This window comes from Flavobacterium sp. 102 (assembly GCF_003634615.1).
Taxonomy (GTDB): domain Bacteria; phylum Bacteroidota; class Bacteroidia; order Flavobacteriales; family Flavobacteriaceae; genus Flavobacterium.
Genome location: NZ_RBKX01000001.1, coordinates 1,719,593 through 1,746,129 on the forward strand (window position 1 = coordinate 1,719,593; position 26,537 = coordinate 1,746,129).

General features: G+C 35.3%; 20 protein-coding genes. All 20 read left to right on the top strand.

Annotated features, from left to right (window positions below):
* Positions 1 to 27 precede the first annotated feature (27 nt).
* Complete coding sequence (locus C8C84_RS07405; RefSeq protein ID WP_121312922.1) at positions 28 to 5,295, top strand: MBG domain-containing protein; 5,268 nt, start codon at positions 28 to 30, stop codon at positions 5,293 to 5,295.
* A gap of 401 nt (positions 5,296 to 5,696) precedes the next feature.
* Complete coding sequence (gene pseB, locus C8C84_RS07410; RefSeq protein WP_121312923.1) at positions 5,697 to 6,710, top strand: UDP-N-acetylglucosamine 4,6-dehydratase (inverting); 1,014 nt, start codon at positions 5,697 to 5,699, stop codon at positions 6,708 to 6,710.
* Positions 6,707 to 7,897, top strand: a complete 1,191-nt coding sequence (gene pseC / locus C8C84_RS07415; RefSeq protein WP_121312924.1) for a UDP-4-amino-4,6-dideoxy-N-acetyl-beta-L-altrosamine transaminase — start codon at positions 6,707 to 6,709, stop codon at positions 7,895 to 7,897. The genes pseB and pseC overlap by 4 nt, the downstream gene beginning before the upstream one ends.
* Entirely contained in the window at positions 7,894 to 8,697 is an 804-nt protein-coding gene (locus tag C8C84_RS07420) for a CatB-related O-acetyltransferase (RefSeq protein ID WP_121312925.1), read from the top strand. Before pseC ends, C8C84_RS07420 begins: the two co-directional genes overlap by 4 nt.
* Positions 8,698 to 8,708: 11 nt before the next feature.
* On the top strand, positions 8,709 to 9,572 hold the full coding sequence (locus C8C84_RS07425; protein ID WP_121312926.1) for an aldo/keto reductase: 864 nt from the start codon (positions 8,709 to 8,711) through the stop codon (positions 9,570 to 9,572).
* A complete protein-coding gene (locus tag C8C84_RS17115; RefSeq protein WP_199717107.1) occupies positions 9,572 to 10,339 on the top strand; it encodes a cytidylyltransferase domain-containing protein in 768 nt (255 codons plus the stop codon). Before C8C84_RS07425 ends, C8C84_RS17115 begins: the two co-directional genes overlap by 1 nt.
* A complete protein-coding gene (locus C8C84_RS17120; RefSeq protein ID WP_199717109.1) occupies positions 10,329 to 11,642 on the top strand; it encodes an aminotransferase class III-fold pyridoxal phosphate-dependent enzyme in 1,314 nt (437 codons plus the stop codon). The genes C8C84_RS17115 and C8C84_RS17120 overlap by 11 nt, the downstream gene beginning before the upstream one ends.
* 4 nt (positions 11,643 to 11,646) lie before the next feature.
* Positions 11,647 to 12,639, top strand: coding sequence for a GNAT family N-acetyltransferase (locus C8C84_RS07435; RefSeq protein WP_121312927.1), 993 nt, complete (start codon positions 11,647 to 11,649; stop codon positions 12,637 to 12,639).
* A complete protein-coding gene (gene pseI / locus C8C84_RS07440) occupies positions 12,636 to 13,688 on the top strand; it encodes a pseudaminic acid synthase (RefSeq protein WP_121312928.1) in 1,053 nt (350 codons plus the stop codon). The genes C8C84_RS07435 and pseI overlap by 4 nt, the downstream gene beginning before the upstream one ends.
* Positions 13,689 to 13,711: 23 nt before the next feature.
* Positions 13,712 to 14,713, top strand: coding sequence for a polysialyltransferase family glycosyltransferase (locus C8C84_RS07445; protein ID WP_121312929.1), 1,002 nt, complete (start codon positions 13,712 to 13,714; stop codon positions 14,711 to 14,713).
* Positions 14,714 to 16,012 (top strand): lipopolysaccharide biosynthesis protein, encoded by a 1,299-nt coding sequence (locus C8C84_RS07450; protein WP_121312930.1) that lies wholly within the window; start codon positions 14,714 to 14,716, stop codon positions 16,010 to 16,012.
* A gap of 6 nt (positions 16,013 to 16,018) precedes the next feature.
* On the top strand, positions 16,019 to 17,254 hold the full coding sequence (locus C8C84_RS07455; protein ID WP_121312931.1) for an EpsG family protein: 1,236 nt from the start codon (positions 16,019 to 16,021) through the stop codon (positions 17,252 to 17,254).
* Between the two features lie 81 nt (positions 17,255 to 17,335).
* Entirely contained in the window at positions 17,336 to 18,454 is a 1,119-nt protein-coding gene (locus tag C8C84_RS07460) for a hypothetical protein (protein ID WP_121312932.1), read from the top strand.
* Positions 18,451 to 19,602 carry a CapA family protein gene (locus C8C84_RS07465; protein ID WP_121312933.1) on the top strand — a complete coding sequence of 384 codons (1,152 nt, stop codon included), beginning with the start codon at positions 18,451 to 18,453 and terminating at the stop codon, positions 19,600 to 19,602. The genes C8C84_RS07460 and C8C84_RS07465 overlap by 4 nt, the downstream gene beginning before the upstream one ends.
* A gap of 10 nt (positions 19,603 to 19,612) precedes the next feature.
* The gene (locus tag C8C84_RS07470; RefSeq protein ID WP_121312934.1) at positions 19,613 to 20,638 is read left to right on the top strand and encodes a RimK family alpha-L-glutamate ligase; all 1,026 of its coding nucleotides are present in this window, start codon (positions 19,613 to 19,615) and stop codon (positions 20,636 to 20,638) included.
* A gap of 2 nt (positions 20,639 to 20,640) precedes the next feature.
* A complete protein-coding gene (locus C8C84_RS07475) occupies positions 20,641 to 21,705 on the top strand; it encodes a glycosyltransferase (protein WP_121312935.1) in 1,065 nt (354 codons plus the stop codon).
* Positions 21,706 to 21,791: 86 nt separating this feature from the next.
* Positions 21,792 to 22,646 carry a hypothetical protein gene (locus tag C8C84_RS07480; RefSeq protein ID WP_147406823.1) on the top strand — a complete coding sequence of 285 codons (855 nt, stop codon included), beginning with the start codon at positions 21,792 to 21,794 and terminating at the stop codon, positions 22,644 to 22,646.
* Between the two features lie 6 nt (positions 22,647 to 22,652).
* Positions 22,653 to 23,774, top strand: a complete 1,122-nt coding sequence (locus C8C84_RS07485) for a hypothetical protein (RefSeq protein ID WP_121312937.1) — start codon at positions 22,653 to 22,655, stop codon at positions 23,772 to 23,774.
* Entirely contained in the window at positions 23,767 to 24,909 is a 1,143-nt protein-coding gene (locus C8C84_RS07490; protein ID WP_121312938.1) for a glycosyltransferase family 4 protein, read from the top strand. Before C8C84_RS07485 ends, C8C84_RS07490 begins: the two co-directional genes overlap by 8 nt.
* A gap of 316 nt (positions 24,910 to 25,225) precedes the next feature.
* Positions 25,226 to 26,533: an MBOAT family protein gene (locus C8C84_RS07495; RefSeq protein WP_199717111.1), complete on the top strand. Its 1,308-nt coding sequence runs from the start codon at positions 25,226 to 25,228 to the stop codon at positions 26,531 to 26,533.
* Positions 26,534 to 26,537 lie beyond the last annotated feature (4 nt).

Here is a 26,537-nt window from a genome sequence, read left to right on the forward strand (position 1 = left end):
TTTGTCTTGTAATTAAACTTTTTATCTATGAAAAATATTTTACTTTTTAGAAAGCCTATTTGGCTTTTGTTGATTTGTCTCTCGCTCAACACGGCTTGGGCACAGGGTCCCATAATGACTTGGGACTTCACAGCAAACAACAATGCGGTTACTAATTTGCCGGGAGGAACAACGACTATTAGTTCAAACGGTATATCATTTGCATCGACAGGTTGTACAGGTAATGGTTATGGAGGGTCAGCTTGGGCAGCAGGTGATTATATCCAAATTCTTGCACCTACAACAGGTTACGAAATTACAACAATGACTTTAAATGTAAGGAGTTCAAATACTGGGCCGGCAGCATTTAATGTACAATATAGTTCAACTGGTACAAGCGGAACTTTTACTACACTTTCCACTTTATCTAGTACAAATGCTTCTTCATGTGCATCAAGAACGATTGATTTTTCTTCAATAAACGCATTAGATAATAATCCAAACGTAGTTATACGACTTGTATGTAGAAGTGACGGAGAAGCGGATGGTAATCCTTCTAGTGGTAACCCTGCAAGTGGAGGGACATTCCGTATGGATGATGTTGTTATAAATGGAGTTGCAATACCTACATGTACTTCTCAAACCATAACGGCTTTAGCTACACCGGTTACTAAAACTTTTGGTGATGCAACTTATAGTGTGTTCACTAATGCTACTCCATCCGGTCTTACCGTTACTTATGGAACTAGTAATGGTAGTGTGGCTTCGGTTGATGCAAATGGAATCGTTACAATTCAAGGTGCTGGTACTGCTACAATCACCGCTTCACAAGCGGGTGATGGTACTTATTGTGCTGCCAATCCTGTTACTCAGGCATTGACGGTTAATAAAGCTACTCCAACGATTACAACAAACCCAACAGCTTCAAACATAACTTTCGGTCAGACCTTGGTTGCTTCTAGTTTAACAGGCGGCTCCGTAAGTGTGCTTGGGACTTTTGCTTTTACAACTTCTAGTACAGCACCTAATGCAGGTACGGCCAGTTATAGTGTGACTTTTACACCAACAGATACGGCTAATTACAATACAATTACAACGAGTGTTAATGTAACTACGGATAAAGCGACTCCGACTATAACTGCTTCCGGTTTCCAATCACTTGAATATAATGGCTCACCACAAGGACCTGATTCTTCTACGACTAGTTCTACAGGAACACGTTCTTACAGTTATTCAGGAACTACTTATGGATCGGTAGCTTATGGTCCAACCGCAGTGAAGCCAACCAATGCCGGTGACTATAATGTTGTAGCAACGGTTGCTGAAGATGATAATTATCTAAGTGCTTCTTCTGCGGCATACAGTTTTACAATTGCTAAAGCAGGCTTAACCGTAACTGCTGATGATAAAACTGCAGTACAAAATTCAAGTATTCCATCATTTACTGTTAGTTACACAGGTTTTGTAAATGGAGAGGATGAGACTGATTTGATTACTGCACCAACAGCAGATAGTCCAACGGCCAATATAGCTGTAGTGAATAACTATAGCATAGTTGCTACTGGTGGTGTTTCTGACAATTATAATTTTACTTATGTAGATGGTAGTTTTAGTGTAACTTCTGCTTCTCAACCTGTTTGTCCATCCGGTACTACTATTGCGCCAGGTAATGATCAAATCGTTTGTGAAGGTTCGGTTGCTACATTGCTTACAGCTACTGCTGCTACTAGCGGTATAAACGGAACCCCAACCATACAATACCAATGGTATTACAACTTAACTGATGATAATACTGTTTTAGGTGCTACTCAAATTGATGGCGCAACTTCAAGTACTTATTCTCCATCGACAGCCACTGTAGAAACTCGTTATTATTTCTGTGTCGCGTATGCTGTTGATAATGAATGTGTTCAAAATAGTGGTTTACAAGCTTTGGCTTCCAATACTGTAAAAGTAGAAGTTATCGATACACCGGAAGCTACAATAAATCCTTCAGGATCAATCACTTTATGTGAAGGCAACAGTGCTGTTTTAACTGCAAATGCAAGTGAAAGTTATTTATGGTCAAACGGAGCTACTACACAAGCTATCAATGTAGGTGTTTCAGGTGATTATTCGGTTGTTGTAACTGCAGCTAATGGTTGTCAAAGTCCGGTTTCAGAAGTAACTTCTGTAACTGTTAATCCTTTACCAGCTACTCCAACGATTACTCCTAGTGGCTCAACAACTTTGTGTGCGGGAGAAAGCGTAACCTTAACTTCAAGTGTAGGTGATGCTTATTTGTGGTCAAATGATGAAGAAACCTCTTCTATAGAAGTTTCCACTTCGGGTAATTATAGTGTTCAAGTTATTGATAGTAATGGTTGTTTAAGTAATTCTTCGGAAGAAATTATTGTTACTGTAAGTTCGGCATTGGTTGTTGGAAGTGTTTCAAATTTGGATGTTCCTGCTCCTGGAGCAAATCATGTAGTTATAAGTCAAATATATGGTGGTGGCGGAAATTCAGGGGCTACCTATAGAAATGATTTTGTAGAATTATACAATTCAAGCGACAATAGTGTTTCTTTAACCGGATGGTCAATTCAACAAGCATCTGCGACGGGTACAACATGGACTGAAGTTAATCTGTCAGGTACTATACCAGCGAAAGGATACTATTTAATTCAAGGAGCTTCCGGCGGAGCTGTTGGGGCACTTTTACCAACGCCAGATGCTACTTCATTATTCAATATTGGAGTTGGTAGTGGAAAAATTGCGCTTTCAAATGCAACTACTTCCTATGATGGAACATCTTGTCCATCTGCAGCTCTTATTGATTTTATCGGATTTGGGTCTTCAGCAAATTGCAGTGAAACTAGCCCAGGACCACTTCATACTAATACCACTGCAACTGTAAGAATTAATGGTGGTTGTACAGATACGAATAATAACGCGACAGATTTTACAGCGACGACGCCTTCTCCAAGAAATACATCTTCTTCAACTTATACATGTACTGTTAGTTCTTCAGTTGAGACCATCTGTAGTGGTACTGCACCAAGTACTATCACTGTAAGCTCTGCTTCAGGAAGTACAGGTTCTTATACCTATCAATGGTATCGTTTTGATGGTATTACTACTGCTCCAACCGGTTCTGTTATTCCGGAAACATGGACGCTTGTAGGTTCGGGCGCTTCTTTTAGCCCTGTTGCATTAACTCAAGATGCTACTTTTGCTTGTTTTGTAACTCCGCAAGATTGTGCCGGTGCATGGTCTAATGGGCAAAGACAAGTAACAGTCAATGCGCTTCCAACAGCTTCTATTGTTGAAACAGATGCATCAGGAGTTGCTAATAATGATAGTACAGTTTGTTCAGGTGACTCTGCAACCTTAACTGCTAGCGGAGGAACTTCTTATTCTTGGAATACTAATCCGATACAGACTACCGCTGCCATTGTGGTTTCTCCAACTGCTGAGACAGCTTATACTGTCACGGTTACCAATGCTAATGGTTGTTCAGCTTCAGCTCAGGCAACAATAATGATTACACCTCTAACAACTCCAACGGTTTCGTTAGTAAGCAGTGATGCTGATAATACGTTTGCTTATGGCACAAGTGTTACTTTCACGGCCAATGCCGGAAATTTAGGTGGCGGCACTGCGAGTTATGATTTCAAGGTAAATGGTGTATCGGTTCAAGACGGTGCTTCTAATACTTATACTGTTAGTACAGCCAATGAGAATAACTTGGCCAATGGTGATCAGGTTAGTGTTAGTATCACAGTAACGGGAGGCACTTGTTTATCGACACTAACCGTCGATAGTAATGTTATAGCCAATACCGTAACAGGTGCTTATTTTACCAATATCACTAATTATTGTGGTCAGACCTTACTGGCAGTTGGTTCAAGAATAAAATGTTCTGTACCAAGTGGCGTTGTAGGTGTTTTAGGTTATCGATTTAAAGTGACCAATAATGTTACGGCTATGTCTACTACAGTAGATAGCAATGTTGCCAGTTTTAATATGGGCATGATTAACAGTAGTGTTTTTGCTTACGGAACAAGTTATAATGTTCAAGTAGCTGCTATCGTTAATGGCGTTTTACAGCCTTATAGCAGTGGCGTATGTGTTATTACTACTCCAAGTGTTCCATCGAATCAAGTAACTTCATTATGTGGTCAGACTTTAGAGTCTTTGAATACAAGAATTTATGCTTCTACAGTTTCAGGTTCTGTACTTTACAGATGGAGAGTTGCTTTGTCTACAGCACCAACGACTTATTTCACACTTACTACAACTTCATCAAGTTTTAGATTGACCAATGTACCTAATTTGAATGTTACTTTTGGTAAGACTTATTTGGTAGAAGTTCAATCGGATGTTGTTATCAATGGGGTATCATTTACCTCAGATTATAGCACAGTTTGTAATGTAAGTACACCGGCGGCTTCTACTATCAGCGTTTCAGCTAATCAGTGTGGTCAGACTTTGACGACTATCTTGGATAGAATTTATGTTAACTCAGTACCGAATGCTGTGAATTATACCTACCGTGTACAGAAAGTTGGTAGTGCACAAGCTTATGATTTCAAGACTAGTTTCACGAGTTTCCGTTTGAATAATTTCCCATCATTGTCATTGACTTATGATTCTGAGTATAATGTTTCGGTAATGGTAGAAATCCTTATCGATGGCGTTTATTATGAATCAGAATTTAGTACGCCATGTATCATCAGTACACCGCCATTCCCAACGGTAGGTCTTCAGTCTTCACAATGTAGTGATGGAAATGAGCAGACTCCTGGTCCTTACCAAGTACAATCAAATTCAGAACTTATTTACAGTGAGTTTGTGTCGGGTGCTTCTTATGAGTTCTTATTACAACAATTAGTGAATGGAGTACCAACAGGAACACCATTAAGCACTACACGTTCCGGAAACTACTTTACTTTGGATATGATTGACGGCGAGTTAGCAGATACGGATTATGTGGTTTATGTGAAATTGCTTCACTATGGCGAAGGTCCTGTGGGTAAAGATTGTATTATCAGAACACCATCTGTAGCTACTAAAATGGTTGTTACATCAGCGTTTGCTGCTAAAGCTTATCCAAACCCATTTGCAAACAACTTCTTGATTGATTTGACCACAGAGAGTCAATCATCAGTAAGTATCAAGGTTTATGATATGGTTGGAAGAGTTGTAGATCAAAGAAGCGTTGCTGTTTCGGATATGAAAAGTATGACTATTGGTGAGCAATACCCAAGTGGCGTTTACAATGTTATTATTACACAAGGTGAAGAAGTGAAAACCCTTCGAGTGATTAAACGATAATTAAAATTAAGAATTAAGGAATTGGAGTTTAAGAATTCCGGTTCTGATTATATAGAAATCCCTGTCTCGGTAAACGAGATGGGGATTTTTTTTTGGTAACAAAGAGTGTAAAGTTAGCTAAGGGTTTTTACTGGGAATTGGGTGGATGAAAGTGTTTTATGTGAATTTATGGTTAATTAAAATGTTGTTTGCTATTTATTTATGGCTTTTGCCTTGAAAGCTTCAAATTTATTTATATTTGTAATCGTTATAATGACCAGTGTGGTTGATTGTAATATTAATTACTTTTATAGTTAATTAGTTATTTTGGCTGAGTTGAGATGTAGTATTTATTTTAATTACATTTTCTGATGTCTGCTTGTATTTTAAACTTTTAAATTATTTTAATCATAACCTAAAAAATGTTTCTAAAAGACAAAACGTTATTAATCACCGGTGGTACAGGATCACTTGGTAAAGCACTTACTTCACATATACTTCATAAGCATCCTGAAATAAAGAAGCTAATCATTTACTCTAGAGATGAGCAAAAGCAATTTGAGATGGCGCAAGACTATCCTTCACAAAGCTATCCTCAAATTCGGTTTTTTATTGGGGATGTTCGCGATAGAGAGCGATTAATGCGTGCTTTTAAAGGAGTTGATTATGTAATTCATGCCGCTGCAATGAAGCATGTGCCTATTGCAGAGTATAATCCGGATGAGTGTGTGAAAACAAATATTGGTGGTGCTGATAACGTAATTCACGCTTCATTAGAGACTACTGTTGAACGCGTTGTAGCCTTGTCAACAGACAAAGCTTGCGCTCCAATAAATTTATATGGTGCCACCAAGTTAACGTCGGATAAATTATTTGTTGCTGCTAATAATATTAAAGGCCATAACCCAATTCGATTTTCGGTAGTTCGCTACGGGAATGTGATGGGTTCAAACGGTTCGGTTATTCCTTTTTTTATTAAGAAGAGAAAAGAAGGCATATTGCCTATTACTGACCCTGAAATGACAAGATTTAATATCTCTTTGCAAGGCGGTGTTGATATGGTTATGCATGCTTTAGAACATGCTTGGGGCGGTGAACTTTTTGTGCCAAAAATACCTTCCTATAAAATATTAGATGTAGCGGAAGCTATAGGACCAGAATGCAAAAAAGAAGTGGTCGGAATTCGTCCGGGAGAAAAGGTTCATGAAGAAATGATTACGGCTTCTGATTCTTTTAATACCTACGATTTAGGAAAATACTACGCCATTTTGCCTTCCAGACCTAATTGGTCAGTGGAGAACTTTGTCAATACCTTAGATGCAGTAAAAGTGCCGGTAGGTTTTACTTATAATTCAGGAGAGAATACTGAATGGGAAACGGTAGACAGCATGAGGGCTTTGATAAAGGAACATGTTGATTCCAATTTTGTGCTATGAGAAAAGCGATCCCCTATGGAAGACAAAATATTACTTCGGAAGATTTAGCGACTGTCGTTGAAACTTTACAGTCAGACTACCTTACCCAAGGGCCAATGATTGCCTCTTTTGAAGAAGCTTTTGCAAAATATATAGGCAGTAAATACGCCGTGGCTGTTGCCAATGGAACTGCTGCACTTCATTTGTGCACTTTAGCGTTAGAAGTTAAACCCGGGCAAAAAGTAATCACAACACCTATCACTTTTGCTGCTTCTGCCAATTGTGTTCGGTATTGTGGCGGCGAGGTAGTTTTTGCAGATATTGATCCGGAAACCTATCTCTTGGATTATCAATCAGTTGAGAAATTACTCGAAGCGTCTCCATCAGGAACCTATCAAGGTATTATTCCGGTTGATTTTGCCGGAAGAGCCGTCGACTTAGAAAAATTTAAAGCGTTAGCCGATAAATACAACCTATGGATAGTGGAAGATTCTTGCCATTCACCCGGTGGTTATTTTATTGATAGCAATGGAAATCACCAAAATTGTGGCAACGGAAATTTTGCCGATTTAGCCATATTTTCTTTTCATCCAGTCAAGCACATCGCTTCGGGTGAAGGTGGAATGGTTACCACTAACGATGAAAAGTTATATAAAAAATTGTTGATGTTAAGAACGCATGGCATAGTAAAATCGGAAGATTTATATACTAATTCCATAGAGTTCGCTGGTGGTGATAATAATTATCCCGGTTGGTATATGGAAATGCAGGAGTTAGGTTTTAACTATAGATTAACCGATTTTCAAGCTGCTTTAGGCTTAAGCCAATTAAAAAGAGCCAACGAAGGAATCGTCAGAAGAAGAAATATTGCTCAAAAATATGAAGAAGCCTTTAAAGGTAAATCATTTATAAAAGGTCAATCCGGAGTTGTTGAAGGACATGCTTATCATTTGTATATCCTAGAAGTAGCCGATAGACTAGGTCTCTATAATTATTTGAGAACTCAAAATATTTTTGCCCAAATACATTATATTCCTTGTCATTTAATGCCTTATTACAGACAAATGGGATGGAAAGATGGTGACATGCCCAAGGCGGAAAACTATTATAAACACTGTATCAGTTTGCCGATGTATCCAACATTGACAGAGGAAGAACAACAGTTTGTAATTGATAAAGTCGTTAGCTTTTACAATAAAGAAATATGAAAAACATAGCTGTTTTTGGAGCCTGTAGAGAAGGATTGGAAGTTTACCGAAACTTGTATTCTTCATCATTAATTAACCATCAAGAAGTAACTTTTGTTTTTATTGATAATGATAGCAGATTGAGTAGTTCCACTTACGAAGGTGTTAAAGTATTGAGTCCTTATGAAGCAGATCTTTCGCTTTTTGATTTGATTGTAGTAGGTATTATAGCTTTTGAAAGGGTTAAAGAACAATTAATTTCCTTAAATGCAGCTCCTGATAAGATTAAGAGATACTATTCAGAAGCTTACTATAGTGATCAGTCTAGAAGAGTTGGGATGGCAAGCATTGGGAAATATTCCTATTTTAAACCCAGCACCGTTTTATATAATGTTGAGATTGGGAATTATTGCCATATCGGTGCAGATTGCAGACTTGGACTTATCGGACACGATGTGAGTAGGTTAACCACTTATCCTTTTGAATATCAATTTGGCAAAAGCAAAGAAAGTTTTGATTGTTCAAAAGACAAAACGATAGATTTAAAAAAGCAAAATGTTTTAAAAATTGGGCACGACGTTTATATAGGTGAAGGCGTTACCATTATGTCTGGCATCGAGATTGGCATTGGTGCAGTAATAGGAAGTAAATCGGTTGTGACCAAAGACGTTCCTCCATTTACCGTTGTTGCCGGTACACCGGCTAAAATTCTTTCTGAAAGACTTACCCCTTCAGAAAGGACTGCTTTGTTAGAAAGCAAATGGTGGGAATTCGATAAAGAAGAGGCTTTCGCCATTTTAAATAAAATTGTAAATACCTAAATTGATTTTTCATGAAAGAGAAGTTGATATTGGGAACGGTTCAATTCGGAATCAATTATGGTATTAATAATTCCATAGGCATGCCTTCGGAGAATGATGTCAATGCTATTTTAGCTTGCGCCTATAATTCAGGAATAAGAACACTTGATACTGCAGCAGCTTATGGTTTGGCGGAGAACAGAATTGGTAATTTTCATGAACTAAATGCTAATCAAAAGTTTACGGTTAATACAAAATTCAGTAAAGATTCCTCGGTAACCTGGTTGCAGTCTTTGATCAACAGTATTCATTCGATGAAGCTGGAACAAATAGACACGATTATGTTTCATTCCTTTGAATCCTATCTCAATAATAAGCCTGATTTAAAGGAGATTTATGCCACCGGTGTTTCCAAATATTTTAAAAGAATTGGGGTTTCTGTTTATACCAATGAGGAAATGGAAGCTTTAATTAATGATGAATGGGTAAGCGTTGTACAGCTTCCTTTTAATTTATTAGACAATCATTTGAAAAGAAATGCTATTGTTGAAAAATTGAGAGAACAAAAAAAAGAAATACACACCCGTTCTTGTTTTTTGCAAGGATTATTTTTTTTAAATCAGGATAAAGTCCCCGAAAAGTTAACGGCTGTTAAACCCTTTTTAAATAAGTTAAAGCAAATAGCTGTTGAAAATAAAATCGAAATGGGACATTTGGCTTTGCAATATGCCCTGAGTAAAAGTTATATCGATAAGGTGTTAATTGGAGTTGACACCGTAACGCAACTTGAAAACAATATCAAATGGGCAAAAGAGACAATTGATGGTGCAGTTTTCAATCAAATTGATTTGATAGAGGTGACCGATTTAGACTTGTTAAATCCTTCAAAATGGTAATGAACAAAATAATTATAGTAACCCAAGCCAGAATCGGAAGTAGCAGATTTCCCGAAAAAGTTCTTCAAACACTAGGAGATTCAACTTTATTGGGCGTTCATCTGGAAAGGCTGAAAAAGTCAAAATTGGCAAGCCAAATTATAGTGGCTACCACTCATGAAAACAAATCAGACCAAATAGTAGCCATTGCAAACAATGCCGGAGTTGAAGCTTTTAAAGGTTCGACCGAGGATGTTTTGGATAGGTTTTACCAATCAGTGGCGAATCATAATCCGGATTACGTTGTTAGGGTAACTTCTGATTGTCCTTTGATTGATGCCATCCTAATAGACGAGGTCATTAGCATGGTACAAGAACACAAACTTGATTACGGCGCCAATATATTGATTGAGAATTTTCCCGACGGACAAGACGTAGAGGTTTTTACTTTTAAAGCTTTGCAAAAAGCATGGGAAGAAGCCACATTATCATCCGACAGAGAACATGTTACTCCTTATATTCGAAAAAATACAGATTTCAATAATGGCAATATGTTCAAAGCTAGGAATTACAATGCTCCCGAAAATTTTAATCATGTGAGAATGACCGTTGATGAACCGTCAGATTTAGAAACGGTAGCGGTCTTAATTCAAAAATTAGGCATTGACAAAGACTGGAAGTCTTACACCAATTACATTATAGAACATCAAGAAATATTAGAGAATCAAAATATTATCAGAAACGAAGGCTATTTAAAATCACTAAATAAAGATACAAATGGGCAATAGAACGGGACAAAAATTATATGAAAAAGCAAAATCACTAATTCCCGGTGGTACAATGCTATTATCCAAAAGACCGGAAATGTTTTTGCCGGACAATTGGCCGAGTTATTTTTCTAAATCAAAAGGAAATAAAGTGTGGGATTTGGATGGAAACCAATTTACCGATATGTCGATCATGGGAATTGGTACCAATACCTTAGGTTACGGTCATGACGAAGTAGATGAAGCTGTTATGAAAACAGTTCTTAATGGCAATATGAGTACCTTAAATTGTCCTGAGGAAGTTTACTTAGCGGAGAAACTTATTGAAATGAATCCTTGGGCAGATATGGTTCGTTTTGCTCGAAGTGGTGGAGAAGCCAATGCCATTGCCATCAGAATTGCCCGCGCTGCCTCCGGAAAAGATAAAGTAGCCATTTGCGGTTATCACGGTTGGCATGATTGGTATTTGTCTACTAATCACAACAGCGGTGATGGCCTTTCGGGACATTTATTACCTGGTTTAGAACCAGCAGGTGTTCCAAAAAATTTAAAAGATTCTGTTTTTCCTTTTCATTACAATAACATTGAAGAATTGGAAACCATCGTAGCGACTCAAGATATTGGAGTAATCAAAATGGAAGTGGTTAGAAATTTTGGCCCTGAGGATAATTTTTTACAGAAAGTCAGAGATTTAGCTACCAAGAAAAATATCGTCCTTATCTTTGATGAATGTACTTCGGGATTCAGAGAAACCTTTGGCGGTATTTATAAAAAATATGGAGTTGAGCCGGATATGGCTATGTATGGTAAAACGATTGGAAACGGATACGCCTTGACCGCAGTGGTTGGAAAAAAATCAGTAATGGAAGCAGCTCAGAAGACTTTTATCAGCAGTACCTTTTGGACTGAGCGAATTGGTCCGACAGCGGCTTTAAAGACACTTGAAGTTATGGAGCGCATCAAATCTTGGGAGATTATTACTGCCAAAGGCAAACAAATGCAAGAAGGATGGCAAAAGTTAGCTAATGATAATAAGCTGTCCATCACAGTGTCAGGAATTCCATCACTAACTACTTATGCTTTTAATAGTGATAATGCCTTGTTGTTCAAAACCTTTATCACTCAGGAAATGTTGAAAAAAGGATTTTTAGCCAGTACTAATTTTTATGCTTCAATTGCGCATGAAGATGTCGATTTTGAGCAATATTTTTCGGAATTAGATACGGTTTATAAAAAAATAAAAGAACATGAAAATGGTACTTTAGACATTAATTCTTTGTTAGAAGGACCTATTTGTCATTCGGGTTTCAAGAGATTAAATTAGTCCTATGAAATACAAAGTATTGCATAAGCAAGTGTTTTCCGTTGGCCATTTTGCTATTGTTCCTATTCGTTTTGAGGATAGGATGGCAATCATGAAATGGAGAAATGAACAAATTTATCATTTACGGCAAAATAAACCCTTGACTGCTGAAGATCAAGAGAACTATTTTAACCAAGTGGTTGGTTCTCTTTTTGAACAAGAATTCCCGAATCAAATTTTATTTTCTTTTCTGGAGCATGGCGTTTGCATTGGTTATGGCGGTTTAGTGCATCTTAATTGGATTGATAAAAATGCTGAAATATCCTTTATTATGGATACTTCTCTCGAAAAGGAACGTTTTCATGAGATTTGGTCAGTTTATTTAGGCTTAATAGAACAAGTAGCTTTTCAAGATTTGAATTTGCATAAAATATATACTTATGCTTTTGATTTGAGACCGCATTTGTATGAAGTACTGGAATCTACCGGTTTTCAAAAAGAAGCAGTACTGAAAGACCATTGTTTTTTTGAAAACAAATTTAAAGATGTAGTGATACATGCCAAATATAAAAGCAAACTGGAGCTAAGAAAAGCCAATAGTTCAGATGTAAATATTACTTTTGATTGGGCTTCAAATGAAGTCGTCAGAAAGTATGCGCTCACTAAAAATAAAATAGAATTTGAAAGTCATAAGTTATGGTTTAATGCTAAAATTATTGACCCAAAAGTTTATTATTACATTGCAATGGTTGATGAGCAACCTGTCGGATCTATTCGTTTTGACCAAGTGGATAGGGAAGCGGTTATCAGCTATTTGATTGATCCAAAATTTCATGGAAATGGTTTTGGAAAAAAAATAGTAAAAGAAGGTATAGAACACTTTAGAATGGATTCGCAAAATTATGCTATTGTTGGAATTGTTGAGAATGAAAATAAGGCCTCTTTAAAAATCTTTAGAGATTTAAGTTTTAAGGAGGAGTTTTTAAATGAAAATACCATAAAATTCAAACTACTATGAAGATTAAGAACTTCAATATAAATAAAGATTCACAGGTATTTATAATCGCTGAACTTTCTGCCAATCACAACGGAAGTTTAGAGACTGCCTTAGAAACAGTTCGTGCCGCCAAAAGAGCAGGAGCAGATTGTATAAAATTGCAAACCTACACCGCAGATACGATAACTATTGATTCCAAAAAAGAGGATTTTTTAATCAAAGGAACCATTTGGGATGGTAAGAATTTATATGAATTATACCAAGAAGCTTATACGCCTTGGGAATGGCATCAGATAATATTTGATGAAGCAGAAAGAAATGGATTGATCTGTTTTTCTTCCCCATTTGATAAAACAGCCGTTGATTTGTTAGAATCATTAAATGCGCCGGCCTATAAAATAGCTTCCTTTGAAATTACAGACATACCTCTGATTGAATACACCGCCAGCAAAGGAAAACCCATTATCATGTCGACCGGTATTGCCACTACAGAAGACATCGAATTGGCTTTAGATGCCTGCCGAAGAATGGGTAATAACGATATCGCTTTATTGAAATGTACGTCAAGTTATCCGGCACCGATTGAAGAGGCCAATATGGTCATGGTTAAAGATTTTGCAGAACGTTTTGGCGTGATTACCGGATTGTCCGACCATACCATGGGTGCAACTGTTCCGGTAGTAGCCACTTGTTTTGGTGCCAAAATCATAGAAAAGCATTTTATTTTAGACCGTTCTATCGGAGGACCGGATGCTTCCTTTTCGATGAATGAGCAAGAATTTACAGCCATGGTAAAATCCGTTAGAGAAGCAGAAAAAGCGATGGGTGTTGTCGATTATCAATTAACGGACAAACAAGCCAAAGGCAAAGATTTTTCACGCTCCTTATATGTTGTCAAAGACCTGAAAAAAGGAGATGTAATTACGGAAGAGCATGTCAAAAGTATCAGGCCGGGCTTTGGTTTGCATCCAAAATATTACAATCAAATCATTGGAAAAAAGAGTAATCAAGATTTAGAAAAAGGATCCAGAATGAGTTTGGATTTTTTGGATAACGATGCTACTTTGTAACAGAAATTAATTTAGGTAATAGAATGAAAAAAACGAATGTGTTTTTAGTGAGGACACAATACCATGTGTTAATGTCTGTCAATACTATTTTTAACAATTACAAAGATTGTAATAATATTATTTATTATCTCAAGGGAAGAATAATCAATGATTTTGACAGTCAAGAAGACTTTATGGTTTTCAAAGAACTAGAGAGAAACAAATTTGGAAATATTGACTTTGTTAACCAACTCAAAGAAATTAATCCTGAGCGTTTTTTCTTTTTCCAAGAAAACTGTTCTGAGACGTTGTTTATAATTAATAAACTGGCCAAGACTGATATTATAATTTCATTGTTGCAAGACGGAACCAAACCTTATCATCATTACAGAAAGAAAAGACTCTTATATTGTATACTCAGAGATACGCTCAATGATTATAAAGAAATGTTTAAGCGCAAGCAAGTCGCGCTAATTGGATTTCACAACAACTACAAATATGCTTTTTCTAAAGAAGTAGATGAAGTTTGGTTGAATTATCCGGAGAAATACAATAACAGAACCCGCAAAAAGTTGCTTCAATTGCCCTATTATTCTCAAGAATCAATAGCGTTTTCCAATAAATTGTTCCAGTTTAAAGTTGATTTTGATGTCGAATCTATTTTGTATCTCGGTCAGGCTTGGAAACAAATCTATTGGGAACGAGAAAAAGAAATATTTGATTACTTGATTAAAAAGTTTCCCAATAAAAAAATCATTTATAAATCTCATCCAAATTCAGAACCTGGTCAACTCGATTTGTACAATGACTATGAAAACATTATGATGATCAGGAACAAAATTCCTGCTGAGTTATATGTTTTAACCATGAAAAACACCATTATTTTGAGTGCGGCATCGACCTCTATGTTTGCTTATAATGAAACGTGTAAGTATTATTATACCTATAAGTTGTATCATTTTGGCAATATTTTTACCCAAGTTGATATCGGAAACCCAACAGATCATATTGTTAATATTGATGATTTGAATGAAATTGATTTTTAAATGTTAAAAAAAATTTACCATAAGTTTCAATCTAACGATTTAATTAAGACCGGTTCTTATTATAGTTTGTCGAGTACTATAAACAGCATTTCCAAAATGTTTGTCGGAATTGTTATTATGAAATGGTTGAATCCGTATGAGCTTGGTTTGTGGAACGCGGTGTCGATTTTTTTAGCCTATATTCCTTTTTTTCAACTCGGAATTCAAAATGGTTTGTCCATTGAATTACCCATATTGATGGGGAATAACGATAAAGATTATAAGAAGTACATATCTTCAGCACGATGGTATTCTTATTTTGTTTCGACTTTGTTTATCGTCATTGGATTTCTCATCACACTTGGTTCTTTCTTTTTTACAGATAACTTAGACCTTACACTCGGCATCGGTACAATCTGTGTTATTGCGGCAAGCACTTCGTTAACATTACATTTGATTTCCACCTTTAGAACCTCAAAATCATTTGATAAACTAACCAAAATATATATTATTGAAAGTGTGTTAACGCTACTTTCAGCCTATTTTGTTTACAAATATCACTACTATGGAATACTGTTATTTAATATCATTGTAGTAGTTCAGCATACGATTTTACTATTTGTTTTCTCGCCATACAAGGACATAAAACCTGATTTTTCCAAAGATTTTTTGCAAAAATTGTTTAAGCGAGGTATGATCATCATGTCGTTTTACCAATTAAGAGTGTTGGCTCAAAGTTTTCCTAAATGGATTATACTGAGTATTGGTGGTGTACTCCAACTGGGATTGTTTTCACCTGCGATGGCATTAAAGGGAATGATGAATTTATTACCAAGTCAAATTAATCAATTCTTGCAACCACAAATGGGTTTTAAATACGGCAAGGAAGGAAAAGCGGCATTGCTCTGGCCTTATATGAGGAAAATGATTTTATTTTATCCTCTGATTTCTATACCGTTTTCAATAGTTGTTATTATTTTTATGCCTTACATAATTGAAACGTTTTTCCCGAAATTTGCCGCTTCTGTTTTTTCGATTCAAATTATGTCGGTTGCATTTATTTTTTCAAGTTATGCCACGACACACAACATTCTGTATACTTTAAAGGCTTACAAAGAGGCTTACGTTTTTCTTTTTTTCGAATTATTGGGTTATGCCGTTTTCCCAATTCTGTGTTACCTGGTATTTGATGTGGATTTATTGAGTACTATATCAATAGGAATTCTAATAAATTACATATTTTTATATTTCTTTAATTATTTTTTGTTGAAGAAAGTGCTTTTTTTAGAAAAGTATAATACCAAAATTACCACTAAATAAAAAGTTATGAGAAGCAGTATTGTACCCAAGTTACTTTTTGTTTTTGTTTGGCCGCTCCCAACAATTATTAGTGTCTTTAAAGATTTAAAATCGAGATATTTACTTTTATTTTTCATGTTTTTTGCAGCGTTTGTTGGGATTAACATGTTTAATGCACCTACTTCTGACATGTATAGGTATGTGACTCGTTCGGTGTATTATAAAAACACATCTTTGGTAGAAATTTTTTTGGAAAAAGATTTTTTTTATCCGCTTCTTTCCAAAATAATTAATTCCATCTCAAGCGATTTTTATTTTATTACCGTCTGTTTTACAACAATTTATTATTTTTTATTTTATAAGTGTATTAAAGTAATCTCTGATAATTTAGATCCAAATTACAGAGCATATATTCCTTGGTTTTATGTCTTAGCATTGTATACTGTTCTTCCTTTTACAGTTGTTACAGCATTTAGATACAATTCGGCTGTAATTTTTTTTACGTGGTGTTTGTTGGAATATACTTTAAACGGTAAGAAGAAATTTTTGTATATCATTTTATTAACGCCTTTTATTCACTTTTCATTTCTGTTTTACACCATTTTGCCTTTCGTTTATTTGGCGATCAAGAATATGAAAAGAAGAACCAATATTGCAATCTTATTATTTGGATTGTCTTTTGTGTATTCTAACTCTAATCTTTCTAGTGTGGTTGATACTTTTTCCAAGCAGTATCTTAGAGAGAGTATCTCCAATCAAGTGGATGCCTATGCTTCCGAAGAAGGCATTGAAAGCAACGACCAGCGATATGCAAAAGCGGTAAAAGAAGGTTCTGCCCGAAGAGCTATAAATAGAGGAATAATTACTTATTCTAGACAAATTTTAATGTTTAGTTTGTTGTTTTTTATTCTTAAAAGGAAAAAATTTTTAGCACAGAATAAGTTTTATGAAGATATGTTGATAATGGCTTTGTTGTCATATTCATTGACTAATTTTGCTTCTTCAGTCCTGCATGGAAGTCGTTTTTTCTCTGTCAGCAATTTTTATTTTTATTTTGTATTATTTTTTATGATTGCTTCTACCAAAGTTTCTTTTGAGCAAAACAAAGCTTTCTTCTTGAAAAATAAAACATTCTTTCATTTCATAAGCCTGCTCATCGTATTAAACTTTATAAATTTTGCCTATATGGCGAAGACCATTTTTAATTTCCCGAATCTTATTTTTGGAAATTGGCTGTCTTCTTATTTTTTAATTAGCGGATAATGTATCGCATGAGCTTTATGTTTAAGTAGATGAGAAATGATTGGTTTTATAAAATATAGTTAGGCGAAACGTATAAGGAAAATGGTAGAAATTTTAAAAAATATCTTATTGAATTCTAAAGGATTCAAGTCCAAAAGAAAAATCTTAGTCATCGAATCCGATGATTGGGGTTCGGTTAGGATGCCTTCAAAACAAGCCTTTGAGAATTTATTGAAAGCCGGTGTCAAAGTGGATCAATGTGGTTACAATACTTTTGACAGTCTGGAATCAGTACAAGATTTTGATGCTATCTTTAATCAGTTGAATAAAATTAAAGATAAAAACGGCAATTCTCCAATTATCACAGCCAATACTATCGTCGCCAATCCCGATTATGAAAAAATAAGAGAAGGCAATTTTGAAAATTATTATTTTGAAACATTCGATCAATCTTACAAAAGGCACCAAGGAGCTAACCATACATTGGATGTAATCAAACAAGGAATAAAAGAAAAATTATATTTCCCACAATTGCATGGGCGAGAGCATATTTTTTTGAATAATTGGATGGGCGCTTTAAAAAATGGCGATTCAGCAACCAGACTGGCTTTTGACAACCAAGTTTATGGATTGAGTACTACCATAACTTCCACCAAAAGAAAAAGTTTTTTAACAGCACTTGATGGTAATAGTTTGGAGGAATTAGACGCACACGAGTCAATACTTTTGGAAGCGCAACACATTTTTAAAGAAAATTTTGGTTTTCCTTCAACCTCATTTATTGCGGCTAATTATACTTGGCATCCCAATCATGAAGTTTTTTTGGATAAAATAGGCGTAAATACTATTCAAGGCGGTAGAGCTCAAAAAGTGCCGGGCAATCACGAAGGGTATCAAACCATCAAGCATTATATGGGAAATCGTAATGGTTTAGGACAGATTTTTTTAATTCGAAATACCGGTTTTGAACCAGCTACAAGACCAAATGTCAATTGGCATCAAAAAATTTTAAACGAAGTCAAAGCTGCTTTTTTAGTTGGAGCACCGGTTATTTTATCATCTCATAGGGTTAATTTTATGGGTGGCTTGGATGAAAAAAACAGAGAGCGTAATTTGAAATTGTTTGGTGAGATACTTAGCGATTTAGTAAAAAGATACCCCGATATTGAATTTATGAATACAGAGGAATTGTCTAACTTTATAAGAATTTCTAAAAAATGAGTTATGATATTTTAGTTTGCGGAGATTTTTATGTTGGGCCACATGCCGGAGGAAGACTTGATGCTGTTGTAGCCAATAAAGAGTATGCTTTATTGTTTGGTGAATTGTATGAAGATTTGAAAGCATCAAATTTATCCATAGTGAATCTCGAAGGACCGGTAGTTAGCTCCGGAAATCCATCTCCTAAAACAGGTCCTGTGATTTCTATGAAGCCTTTAGTAATGGAAGCTTTACTTGATGCAAATATAAATTTAGTGACTTTAGCCAATAATCATATAATGGATTTTGGTATCGAAGGATTCAAGGAAACTTTGACAAGATTGGATGAGTCTAATTTAAATTTTGTCGGTGCCGGGCTTTCTAAAACTGCCAAAAGAAAACCATTTATAACAGAGATTAAGTCAAAAAAAATTGCCATAATCAACGTTTGTGAGCATGAGTGGATTTCTGATATCAATAGTGAATCGGGTGCCAACGGAGTTGATGTAATTGAGAATTTTTATCAAATTAAAGCCTTGCGTTCCACCACAGATTTTATCATTGTGATCTACCATGGCGGCAATGAATACCATCCGCTTCCCACACCTGATATGAAGAAAATATTCCGTTTTTTTGTAGACGCCGGTGCTTCAGCGGTGATTGGGCATCATACCCATACCTTTAGCGGTTATGAGAAGTATCATGATTGTCCAATTTTTTACAGTCTTGGCAACTTTATCTTTGATAGCAATAAAAAATCGAAAGGCGAAAATTGGAATACCGGTGTTGCCATCGGATTAAATGTTATCAATGACCAATTAGATTTCCAAATCATTCCGTTTTTACAAAATGATAAAGAAATAGGCATAAAAAAATTAAAAGCCCAAGCATTGCAAGATTTTGAAGTTAAGCTAAAAAAATATAGCGAAATTATCAATGATGATCAAAAGTTACAAGAAGAATATAATAGATTTGCCGGAAAAATGGGGTTGCAGTATTTGGCATTTATAAATCCATACGAAGGCAAGTTGAGTTCTTTATTTAAAAAAGGCATACTTCCCTCAGTGTACAGTAAAAAGAAAATATTATTATTACTCAATTTAATAAGATGTGAATCTCATAAGTATTTGCTGGAGCATATATTAAAAGAGAAGATTAAAAAACACTAAAAAGTAATTCATGAGAATCGCAATACATGATAATCCGGGCTCTTTTGCTTCAAAATGGATAGAATACTGTAAAGACAATAGCATTGATTTTGCCATTGTAAACTGTTATGATTCTGATATTATGGAACAAATGAAATCATTTGACATTTTATTATGGCATCATCAACAGTCCAATCCAACGGATTATTTTATGGCCAAAAAATTATTGGAAGCTTTAGAATTTTCCGGTAAATTGGTTTTTCCTGACCACAATACCAATTGGCATTTTGATGATAAGGTAGCCCAAAAATACCTGTTTGAAGGGTTAGATATAGCAACGCCTGAAAATTATGTTTTCTACGATTTAAAATCTCTTAAAAAATTTGCTAAAACCAGTTCCTATCCGATTGTTTGGAAGTTAAAAGGCGGTTCCGGAAGTAGAAATGTAAAGCTGGTTAAAAGCGAAAGCGAGCTGATTGCCATTGGCCAAAAAATGTTTGGAAGCGGCATAAGAGAATATGATGCTGTCGATGGCATTAAAGAAGCTATCAGACGTTATAAAATGGGTAAAAAGAAAATGATTGATATTTTCAAAGCCATAGCCCATTTGGTTTACCCTGTCAAATATGAACGCATGAGCGGTAAGGCTTGGGGTTATGTTTATCTGCAGGAATTTATTCCTAATAATGATTCTGATTATCGGGTTATTGTTATTAAAGACAAGGCTTTTGCGATAAAACGTTATACACGGCCTAACGATTTCAGAGCCAGTGGCAGCGGTTATATAGAATACAAAAAGGAGTTGTTTGCTGATGAGTTGTTAAAGACTTCTTTTGAAATAGCGTCAAAGGTGAAAACTCAATGTATAGCATTTGATTTTGTTTACCGAGACGGAAAACCCTTACTGGTAGAAATGAGTTATGGTTATCGAAAAGAAGGCTATTATGCCTGTGAAGGCTATTGGGACAGTAGTTTGAATTGGCATGCCGGAAACTTCAATCCTTATGAATGGATTATTGAAGATTTAAAAGAAACGTTTTTGAACTTAAAGAAGTAATCTTGAAAGAAGTAATTTTAGTTTCTCCAAAATTAGGAATAGGCGGTATTCAAAGAGCAATGACCAATTTGGCCAATTGGTTTGTAAATAATGGATACCAGGTTACTTTAGTTTCTTGTAAAAAAGAACCTCTTTTTTATCCTCTAGACCCAAAAGTAACTCTAATTACACCTCAAAAAGAACATCCCGGAAATCAGGGCAATATTATTTTTCACTACATCAGGATTATTTTTTATTTAAGAAAAGCCTTTAAAGCCAATTCCTCACAACATATTATTTCATTTGGAGATGTTTTTAACCCATTGACTTTGATAGCGAGTATTGGCTTAAAAAAGAAGGTGCATATTTCAGACCGAACGAGTCCTGATTTTAAGTTCAAATGGTATGTCTCTTTCTTAAAAAAAATTACTTATCCTTATTCCACTACTTTTGTAGCACAAACTACGAAAGCTGCCCAATGGAATGAAAAGAAATTTGCAAACAAACTCAATATTAAAGTAATTCCCAATCCGATAAGAGAAGTTATTGTCGATACTACTATAGCTAAGGAAAAGACATTGCTTTATGTCGGCCGATTTGCTTGGGAAAAAAACCCTGAGGCCTTAATTAGAGCATTTTCTATGATTGAAAATAGGGAAGGATGGCAATTAGTAATGTTGGGAGACGGACCGTTACTTCCTGCCATGAAATCATTAGCCTCGGGATTAAAATTAGGAGACAATATTCAATTTGTCGGACAGGTAAAAGATGTTGATTCCTATTTTTCCAAAGCATCTTTGTATGTTTTGCCTTCTGTATTGGAAGGATTTCCCAATGCTTTGTGTGAGGCAATGGCAGCCGGATTACCATGCGTTTGTGTGGAAGGAATTCCTTATGAAGATTTAGGGACGAAAGGGGTAGATTTTTTAGTGGCAAAACGAGATGATGTTGTCGATTTATCATCGAATATCAACCACTTATTGCAGTCAGAATCACTAAGAATGACTATGGGTAAAAATGCTCAATCTATTAGAGAACGACTGGCATTGCCGATAATTTTTACTAAGTTTGAAGAAATCCTGAATTAATAACTATGAATTTATTACTTCGATTATATTACAGTATTCCTAATTTTCAAAATCAATCCGTTTTGGGTAAAATTTTGAATAGAAGTATGGAGAAAGTTCTAAAAACATGGTTTGATTTTTACTGTCCTATTTTTTTTAAATTTACTTCAAAGAATACCAAATATACTCTTCAAACGAGCACTTTCGATAAAAAGCCTAGTGACTTAATTATCGCCAGTCTGACCAGTTTTCCTGCCAGAATAGAACATACTTATTTGAGTGTTGAATGTATATTAAGACAATCTCATCAGCCTGATAAACTAATACTTTGGTTGGCCAAAGAGCAATTTCCTGAAGGTTTAGCTTCATTGCCAAAAAAGTTGTTGGATCAGACCAAGCGTGGTTTAGAAATTAGGTTTTGTGATGATTTACGATCTCATAAAAAATACTATTACTCTTTAATCGAGTTTCCTCAAAGTAAGGTGATTATGTTTGATGACGATTTATATTATTACAAGGACATGATTAAAGATTTAATGGCATTACACCTAAAATATCCCAATAAAGTAATTGCTTCACGGGCTCACTTAATCAATTTCAAAGAGGGCTCAATACTTCCATATTTGCAATGGACACATAATTACAATGAAGAAAAGCCCTCAATATATTTACACCATACGAGTGGCAATGGAACATTATTGCCCGGCAAAAATATTTTTGACCAAACGGTATTTGATAAAGATTTAATTTTTAAACTGAGTCCCAACTCTGATGATGTGTGGCTTAAGATGAATTTGATTCGACTTCAAGTTGAGGTGGTTACCAATGCCAAATACAATAAAGATCCTATCAGTGTGAAGTCCACGCATAAAGTTTCCCTGGTATCAAGTAATTCATTTAAAGGTGGAAAAGACAAACAAATTAAGGATTGCATAGACTATTTTGATTTAAAATTTAATTGATTATTTATGAATTTAATTACATTACTTAGAAAGTCATATGTAAACTACAGAGGTTGGTCAACCCATAAAAAAATTGTGGTCATTGAATCCGATGATTGGGGAAGTATTCGCATGCCAAATACTGAAACCTATCAAGCACTGGTCAAAAAAGGAATTCCGGTTGATAAAAACAGATATACCAAGTTTGACGGTCTTGAAACACCTGATGATTTGAGCGTTTTGTTTGAGATGCTCAGTTCCCATAAAGACGCTAATCAACAACCCGCAACTATAACTGTAAACTCATTACCTGCCAATCCTGATTTTGATAAAATTAGAGCAGACGATTTGAAAACCTATCATTATGAATCAATATTTGATAGTTACCAAAAGTATTCTTCTAAGGAAGCAATGGTTGGTTTATGGAAGCAAGGAGTTGAACAAAATATTTTTTACCCTCAATTTCACGGCAGAGAGCATTTGCATCCTACCCGATGGATGAAAGCTGTCATGACCTGTGAAAAGGAAAAAATTTGCTTTGACCATGATGCGATTCCGGGGATTAATTTGGGAACATCCAATAGGATAAATTATTTGGCCGCATTTGATTATTATAATGAGCAGGAAAAGTCAACTATTGAAACAGATTTGATTGATGGACTTCAAATGTTTGAAACGGTATTTGGATTTCAATCGAAATCATTTATTGCTTCTCAATCCATCCGAGGGAATCACATCAATGCTATATTAGCCCAAAACGGCGTTAAGTATCACCAAAACGCCCAACAATTGTTGCCTTATCTAGAAGATCCAAAACATGGTATAGTTAATAAATACTGGGGTTTTAAAGATGAGAGCGGCTTGCTTTATTGGAGAAGAAATGTGACTTTTGAGCCTAGTAAAAATCAAAATTTGGATTGGGTTGATTTGTGCATGGCAGAAATTAACAATGCTTTTACTTTTGGTAAACCCGCTGTTATCAATTCGCACAGGGTCAATTTTATTGGTCATCTTTCAAAAAAAAATCAATCTGATTCAATTAAAGCTTTAGATGCGCTTTTGAAAGCAATTGTAAAAAAATGGCCTGATGTCGAATTTATGAACAGCCAACAATTAGGTGAATATATGAGCAATACAAAAAATGAATAAAAAATTAGTACTCGGAATTACCGCTCCCGGAAGTGTAATTTTAATAGCGGGTCAAATGCGTTATTTTAAAGCTTTGGGTTATGAAACTTATTTGATGGCACCGAATCACCAAAGGGTGACGGATTACTGTCAGCAAGAGGGTTGTGTTCATTTACCGGTAGATTTAGAACGTGAAATTTCCCCTGTTAAGGATATTAAAGCATTATTTCAGGTGATCAAGCATTTGCGAAGGGTAAAACCCGATGTAGTGAATTTTGGTACACCAAAAGTAAGTTTGTTAGGAATGATTGCGGCAAAGCTACTAGGAGTTAAAAACAGGATTTATACCTGTCGGGGTTTTCGTTTTGAACATGAAACCGGATTGAAAAAAACAATACTGGTTACCATGGAAAAAATAACCGCACGTTTTGCACATAAAATCATTTGTATCAGTAATTCGGTTAGGGATTTAGGTATTGAAAATACTATTTTTTCAAAAGATAAATCTTTAGTAATTCACAAAGGAAGCAGTAACGGGATTGATTTGGAAAGATTTAGTCCAAGTCAAATTAACGCGACACAAATCTCAGCTTTGAAAAACGAACTAGGATTGAATGAAACTCATTTTGTGTATGGTTTTGTGGGAAGATTAATTGACAGAAAAGGAATTAAAGAACTGTATGAGGCTTTCGATAATTTGTATGCAAAGAACCATTCTTCTAGATTATTGATTGTAGGTCCGATTGAAAAAAGCCAAATCGCTGATTTGAGTTTAATAGAAAAAATGGAACAACATCCCGGAATTTTATTGGTGGGCACCCAAAGCAATGTCCCGCTGTATTTGTCGGTAATGGATGTTTTTTGTCTGCCTGCTTGGTGGGAAGGTTTTGGCAATGTATCAGTGCAAGCTGCTGCGATGGGATTGCCTGTCATTGCTACTGATGTTACCGGAAGTAAAGATGCCGTTTCCAAAGATTTTAACGGTTTGTTGATTCCCGCAAAATCAGTTATGGATTTACAAAATGCGATGGCTTTGTTAGAAGAGAATCCGGAAAAAAGAAAGGAATTGGGAATGAATGGTTTGATTTGGGCCAAAAACTTTGACAGCAAAATGATTTGGGATGGAATGAATGTGATTTATTGCTCAAGGGAATAGCAATCCTGTCTTTTGATTTTATCTGTTCACAAAATAGATTATTTCAAAATTGAGCACAACTGAAATTAGTGCTACAAGAAATTTAAATTATAAATACATTTACAAACGAGTTATAAGTGATTTAATTTTATTTACTCAATGCGTTCGGCATACTTAAAATTATAGCACATTTTTTTCACCATAAACAAAAGGCTTAGTAATGCTCTTTAATTCACTAGATTTTCTGCTTTTTTTTCCTCTGGTATGTATACTCTTTTTTGGGTTCCCAACAAAATACAGATGGCTGTTGTTGTTAGTAGCAAGTTGCTATTTTTATATGTATTTTATTCCAATATACATATTGATTTTGGCTGGTACTATTGTAATCGACTATTTTGCCGGTATACTCATTGAAAACAACCAAGGAACAAAACGGCGGTTTTATTTAATAATGAGTTTGTTTGCCAATATATTGGTTTTGGCCGTTTTTAAATATTATAATTTCTTTATAGAAAATATTGAAGTTTTACTTGCGGCTTTAGGCAGTAAAAGCAATTTGCCTTATTTGTCCATTTTGCTGCCGGTAGGTTTGTCATTTCACACTTTTCAGGCGATGAGTTACACCATAGAAGTATACAGAGGGAATCAAAAAGCCGAGAAACATTTCGGAATCTATGCGCTGTATGTAATGTTTTTTCCTCAACTTGTTGCCGGACCGATTGAAAGACCACAAAATGTCTTGCATCAATTTCACGAAAAGAAATATTTTCTGTATGAGAACTTTGCCAAAGGGTTCAAACTCATTATTTGGGGTTTTTTTATGAAAGTAGTGGTTGCCGATCGATTAGCACTTTATGTCAATGCGGCTTACAATAATGTAGACAATCATAATGGTTCAACGCTACTGCTGGCAACAGTCTTTTTTTCCTTCCAAATCTATTGTGACTTTGCCGGATACTCATCCATTGCCATTGGTACAGCAAAAATTATGGGTTTTGATTTGATGACCAATTTTAACCGACCTTATTTTGCCAAAACCATTTCTGAATTCTGGAAAAGATGGCACATTTCACTTAGTACTTGGTTTAGAGATTATTTGTACTTGCCGCTTGGTGGTAATAAAGTATCCAGAAACAGATGGTATTTCAATTTGTTTTTCGTCTTTTTGGTCAGCGGAATATGGCATGGCGCCAATTGGACGTTTTTTATTTGGGGCGCATTGAATGGAGCCTATTTAGTCATTGCCATAGTCACTCAAAGGTATCGCAACAAATTTAATGATGCTACCGGATTATCAAGGAACAGAACTTTTTTTACCGCAATACAAATCATTACAACATTTATTCTGAGTTCATTTGCTTGGATATTTTTTAGAGCTAATAATGTTCAGGAAGCTTTCACGATTGTAGAAAAAATAGGAACCGATTTGTCCACCGATTTATTTGTAAAATGGGATGTGTTTTTTGGGGTGTTTATTGGGTTGTCTGTTTTGATTTTAAAGGAGTTCAGGGATGAGTTTTTGCTGAACAAACTTTCGTTTTTAAAGAAACCAAATGTGAGTATACTATTTTATGCCTTTATCGTGGCACTGATATTATTAATGGGCGTTTTTGATGAAGGGCAATTTATTTATTTCCAATTTTAAGTCT

Bases quoted from the DNA above. Each gene is read 5' to 3' on its own strand.
- C8C84_RS07405 (WP_121312922.1), top strand. From the start codon at position 28: ATGAAAAATATTTTACTTTTTAGAAAGCCTATTTGGCTTTTGTTGATT.
- pseB (WP_121312923.1), top strand. From the start codon at position 5,697: ATGTTTCTAAAAGACAAAACGTTATTAATCACCGGTGGTACAGGATCA.
- pseC (WP_121312924.1), top strand. From the start codon at position 6,707: ATGAGAAAAGCGATCCCCTATGGAAGACAAAATATTACTTCGGAAGAT.
- C8C84_RS07420 (WP_121312925.1), top strand. From the start codon at position 7,894: ATGAAAAACATAGCTGTTTTTGGAGCCTGTAGAGAAGGATTGGAAGTT.
- C8C84_RS07425 (WP_121312926.1), top strand. From the start codon at position 8,709: ATGAAAGAGAAGTTGATATTGGGAACGGTTCAATTCGGAATCAATTAT.
- C8C84_RS17115 (WP_199717107.1), top strand. From the start codon at position 9,572: ATGAACAAAATAATTATAGTAACCCAAGCCAGAATCGGAAGTAGCAGA.
- C8C84_RS17120 (WP_199717109.1), top strand. From the start codon at position 10,329: ATGGGCAATAGAACGGGACAAAAATTATATGAAAAAGCAAAATCACTA.
- C8C84_RS07435 (WP_121312927.1), top strand. From the start codon at position 11,647: ATGAAATACAAAGTATTGCATAAGCAAGTGTTTTCCGTTGGCCATTTT.
- pseI (WP_121312928.1), top strand. From the start codon at position 12,636: ATGAAGATTAAGAACTTCAATATAAATAAAGATTCACAGGTATTTATA.
- C8C84_RS07445 (WP_121312929.1), top strand. From the start codon at position 13,712: ATGAAAAAAACGAATGTGTTTTTAGTGAGGACACAATACCATGTGTTA.
- C8C84_RS07450 (WP_121312930.1), top strand. From the start codon at position 14,714: ATGTTAAAAAAAATTTACCATAAGTTTCAATCTAACGATTTAATTAAG.
- C8C84_RS07455 (WP_121312931.1), top strand. From the start codon at position 16,019: ATGAGAAGCAGTATTGTACCCAAGTTACTTTTTGTTTTTGTTTGGCCG.
- C8C84_RS07460 (WP_121312932.1), top strand. From the start codon at position 17,336: ATGGTAGAAATTTTAAAAAATATCTTATTGAATTCTAAAGGATTCAAG.
- C8C84_RS07465 (WP_121312933.1), top strand. From the start codon at position 18,451: ATGAGTTATGATATTTTAGTTTGCGGAGATTTTTATGTTGGGCCACAT.
- C8C84_RS07470 (WP_121312934.1), top strand. From the start codon at position 19,613: ATGAGAATCGCAATACATGATAATCCGGGCTCTTTTGCTTCAAAATGG.
- C8C84_RS07480 (WP_147406823.1), top strand. From the start codon at position 21,792: ATGGAGAAAGTTCTAAAAACATGGTTTGATTTTTACTGTCCTATTTTT.
- C8C84_RS07485 (WP_121312937.1), top strand. From the start codon at position 22,653: ATGAATTTAATTACATTACTTAGAAAGTCATATGTAAACTACAGAGGT.
- C8C84_RS07490 (WP_121312938.1), top strand. From the start codon at position 23,767: ATGAATAAAAAATTAGTACTCGGAATTACCGCTCCCGGAAGTGTAATT.
- C8C84_RS07495 (WP_199717111.1), top strand. From the start codon at position 25,226: ATGTATTTTATTCCAATATACATATTGATTTTGGCTGGTACTATTGTA.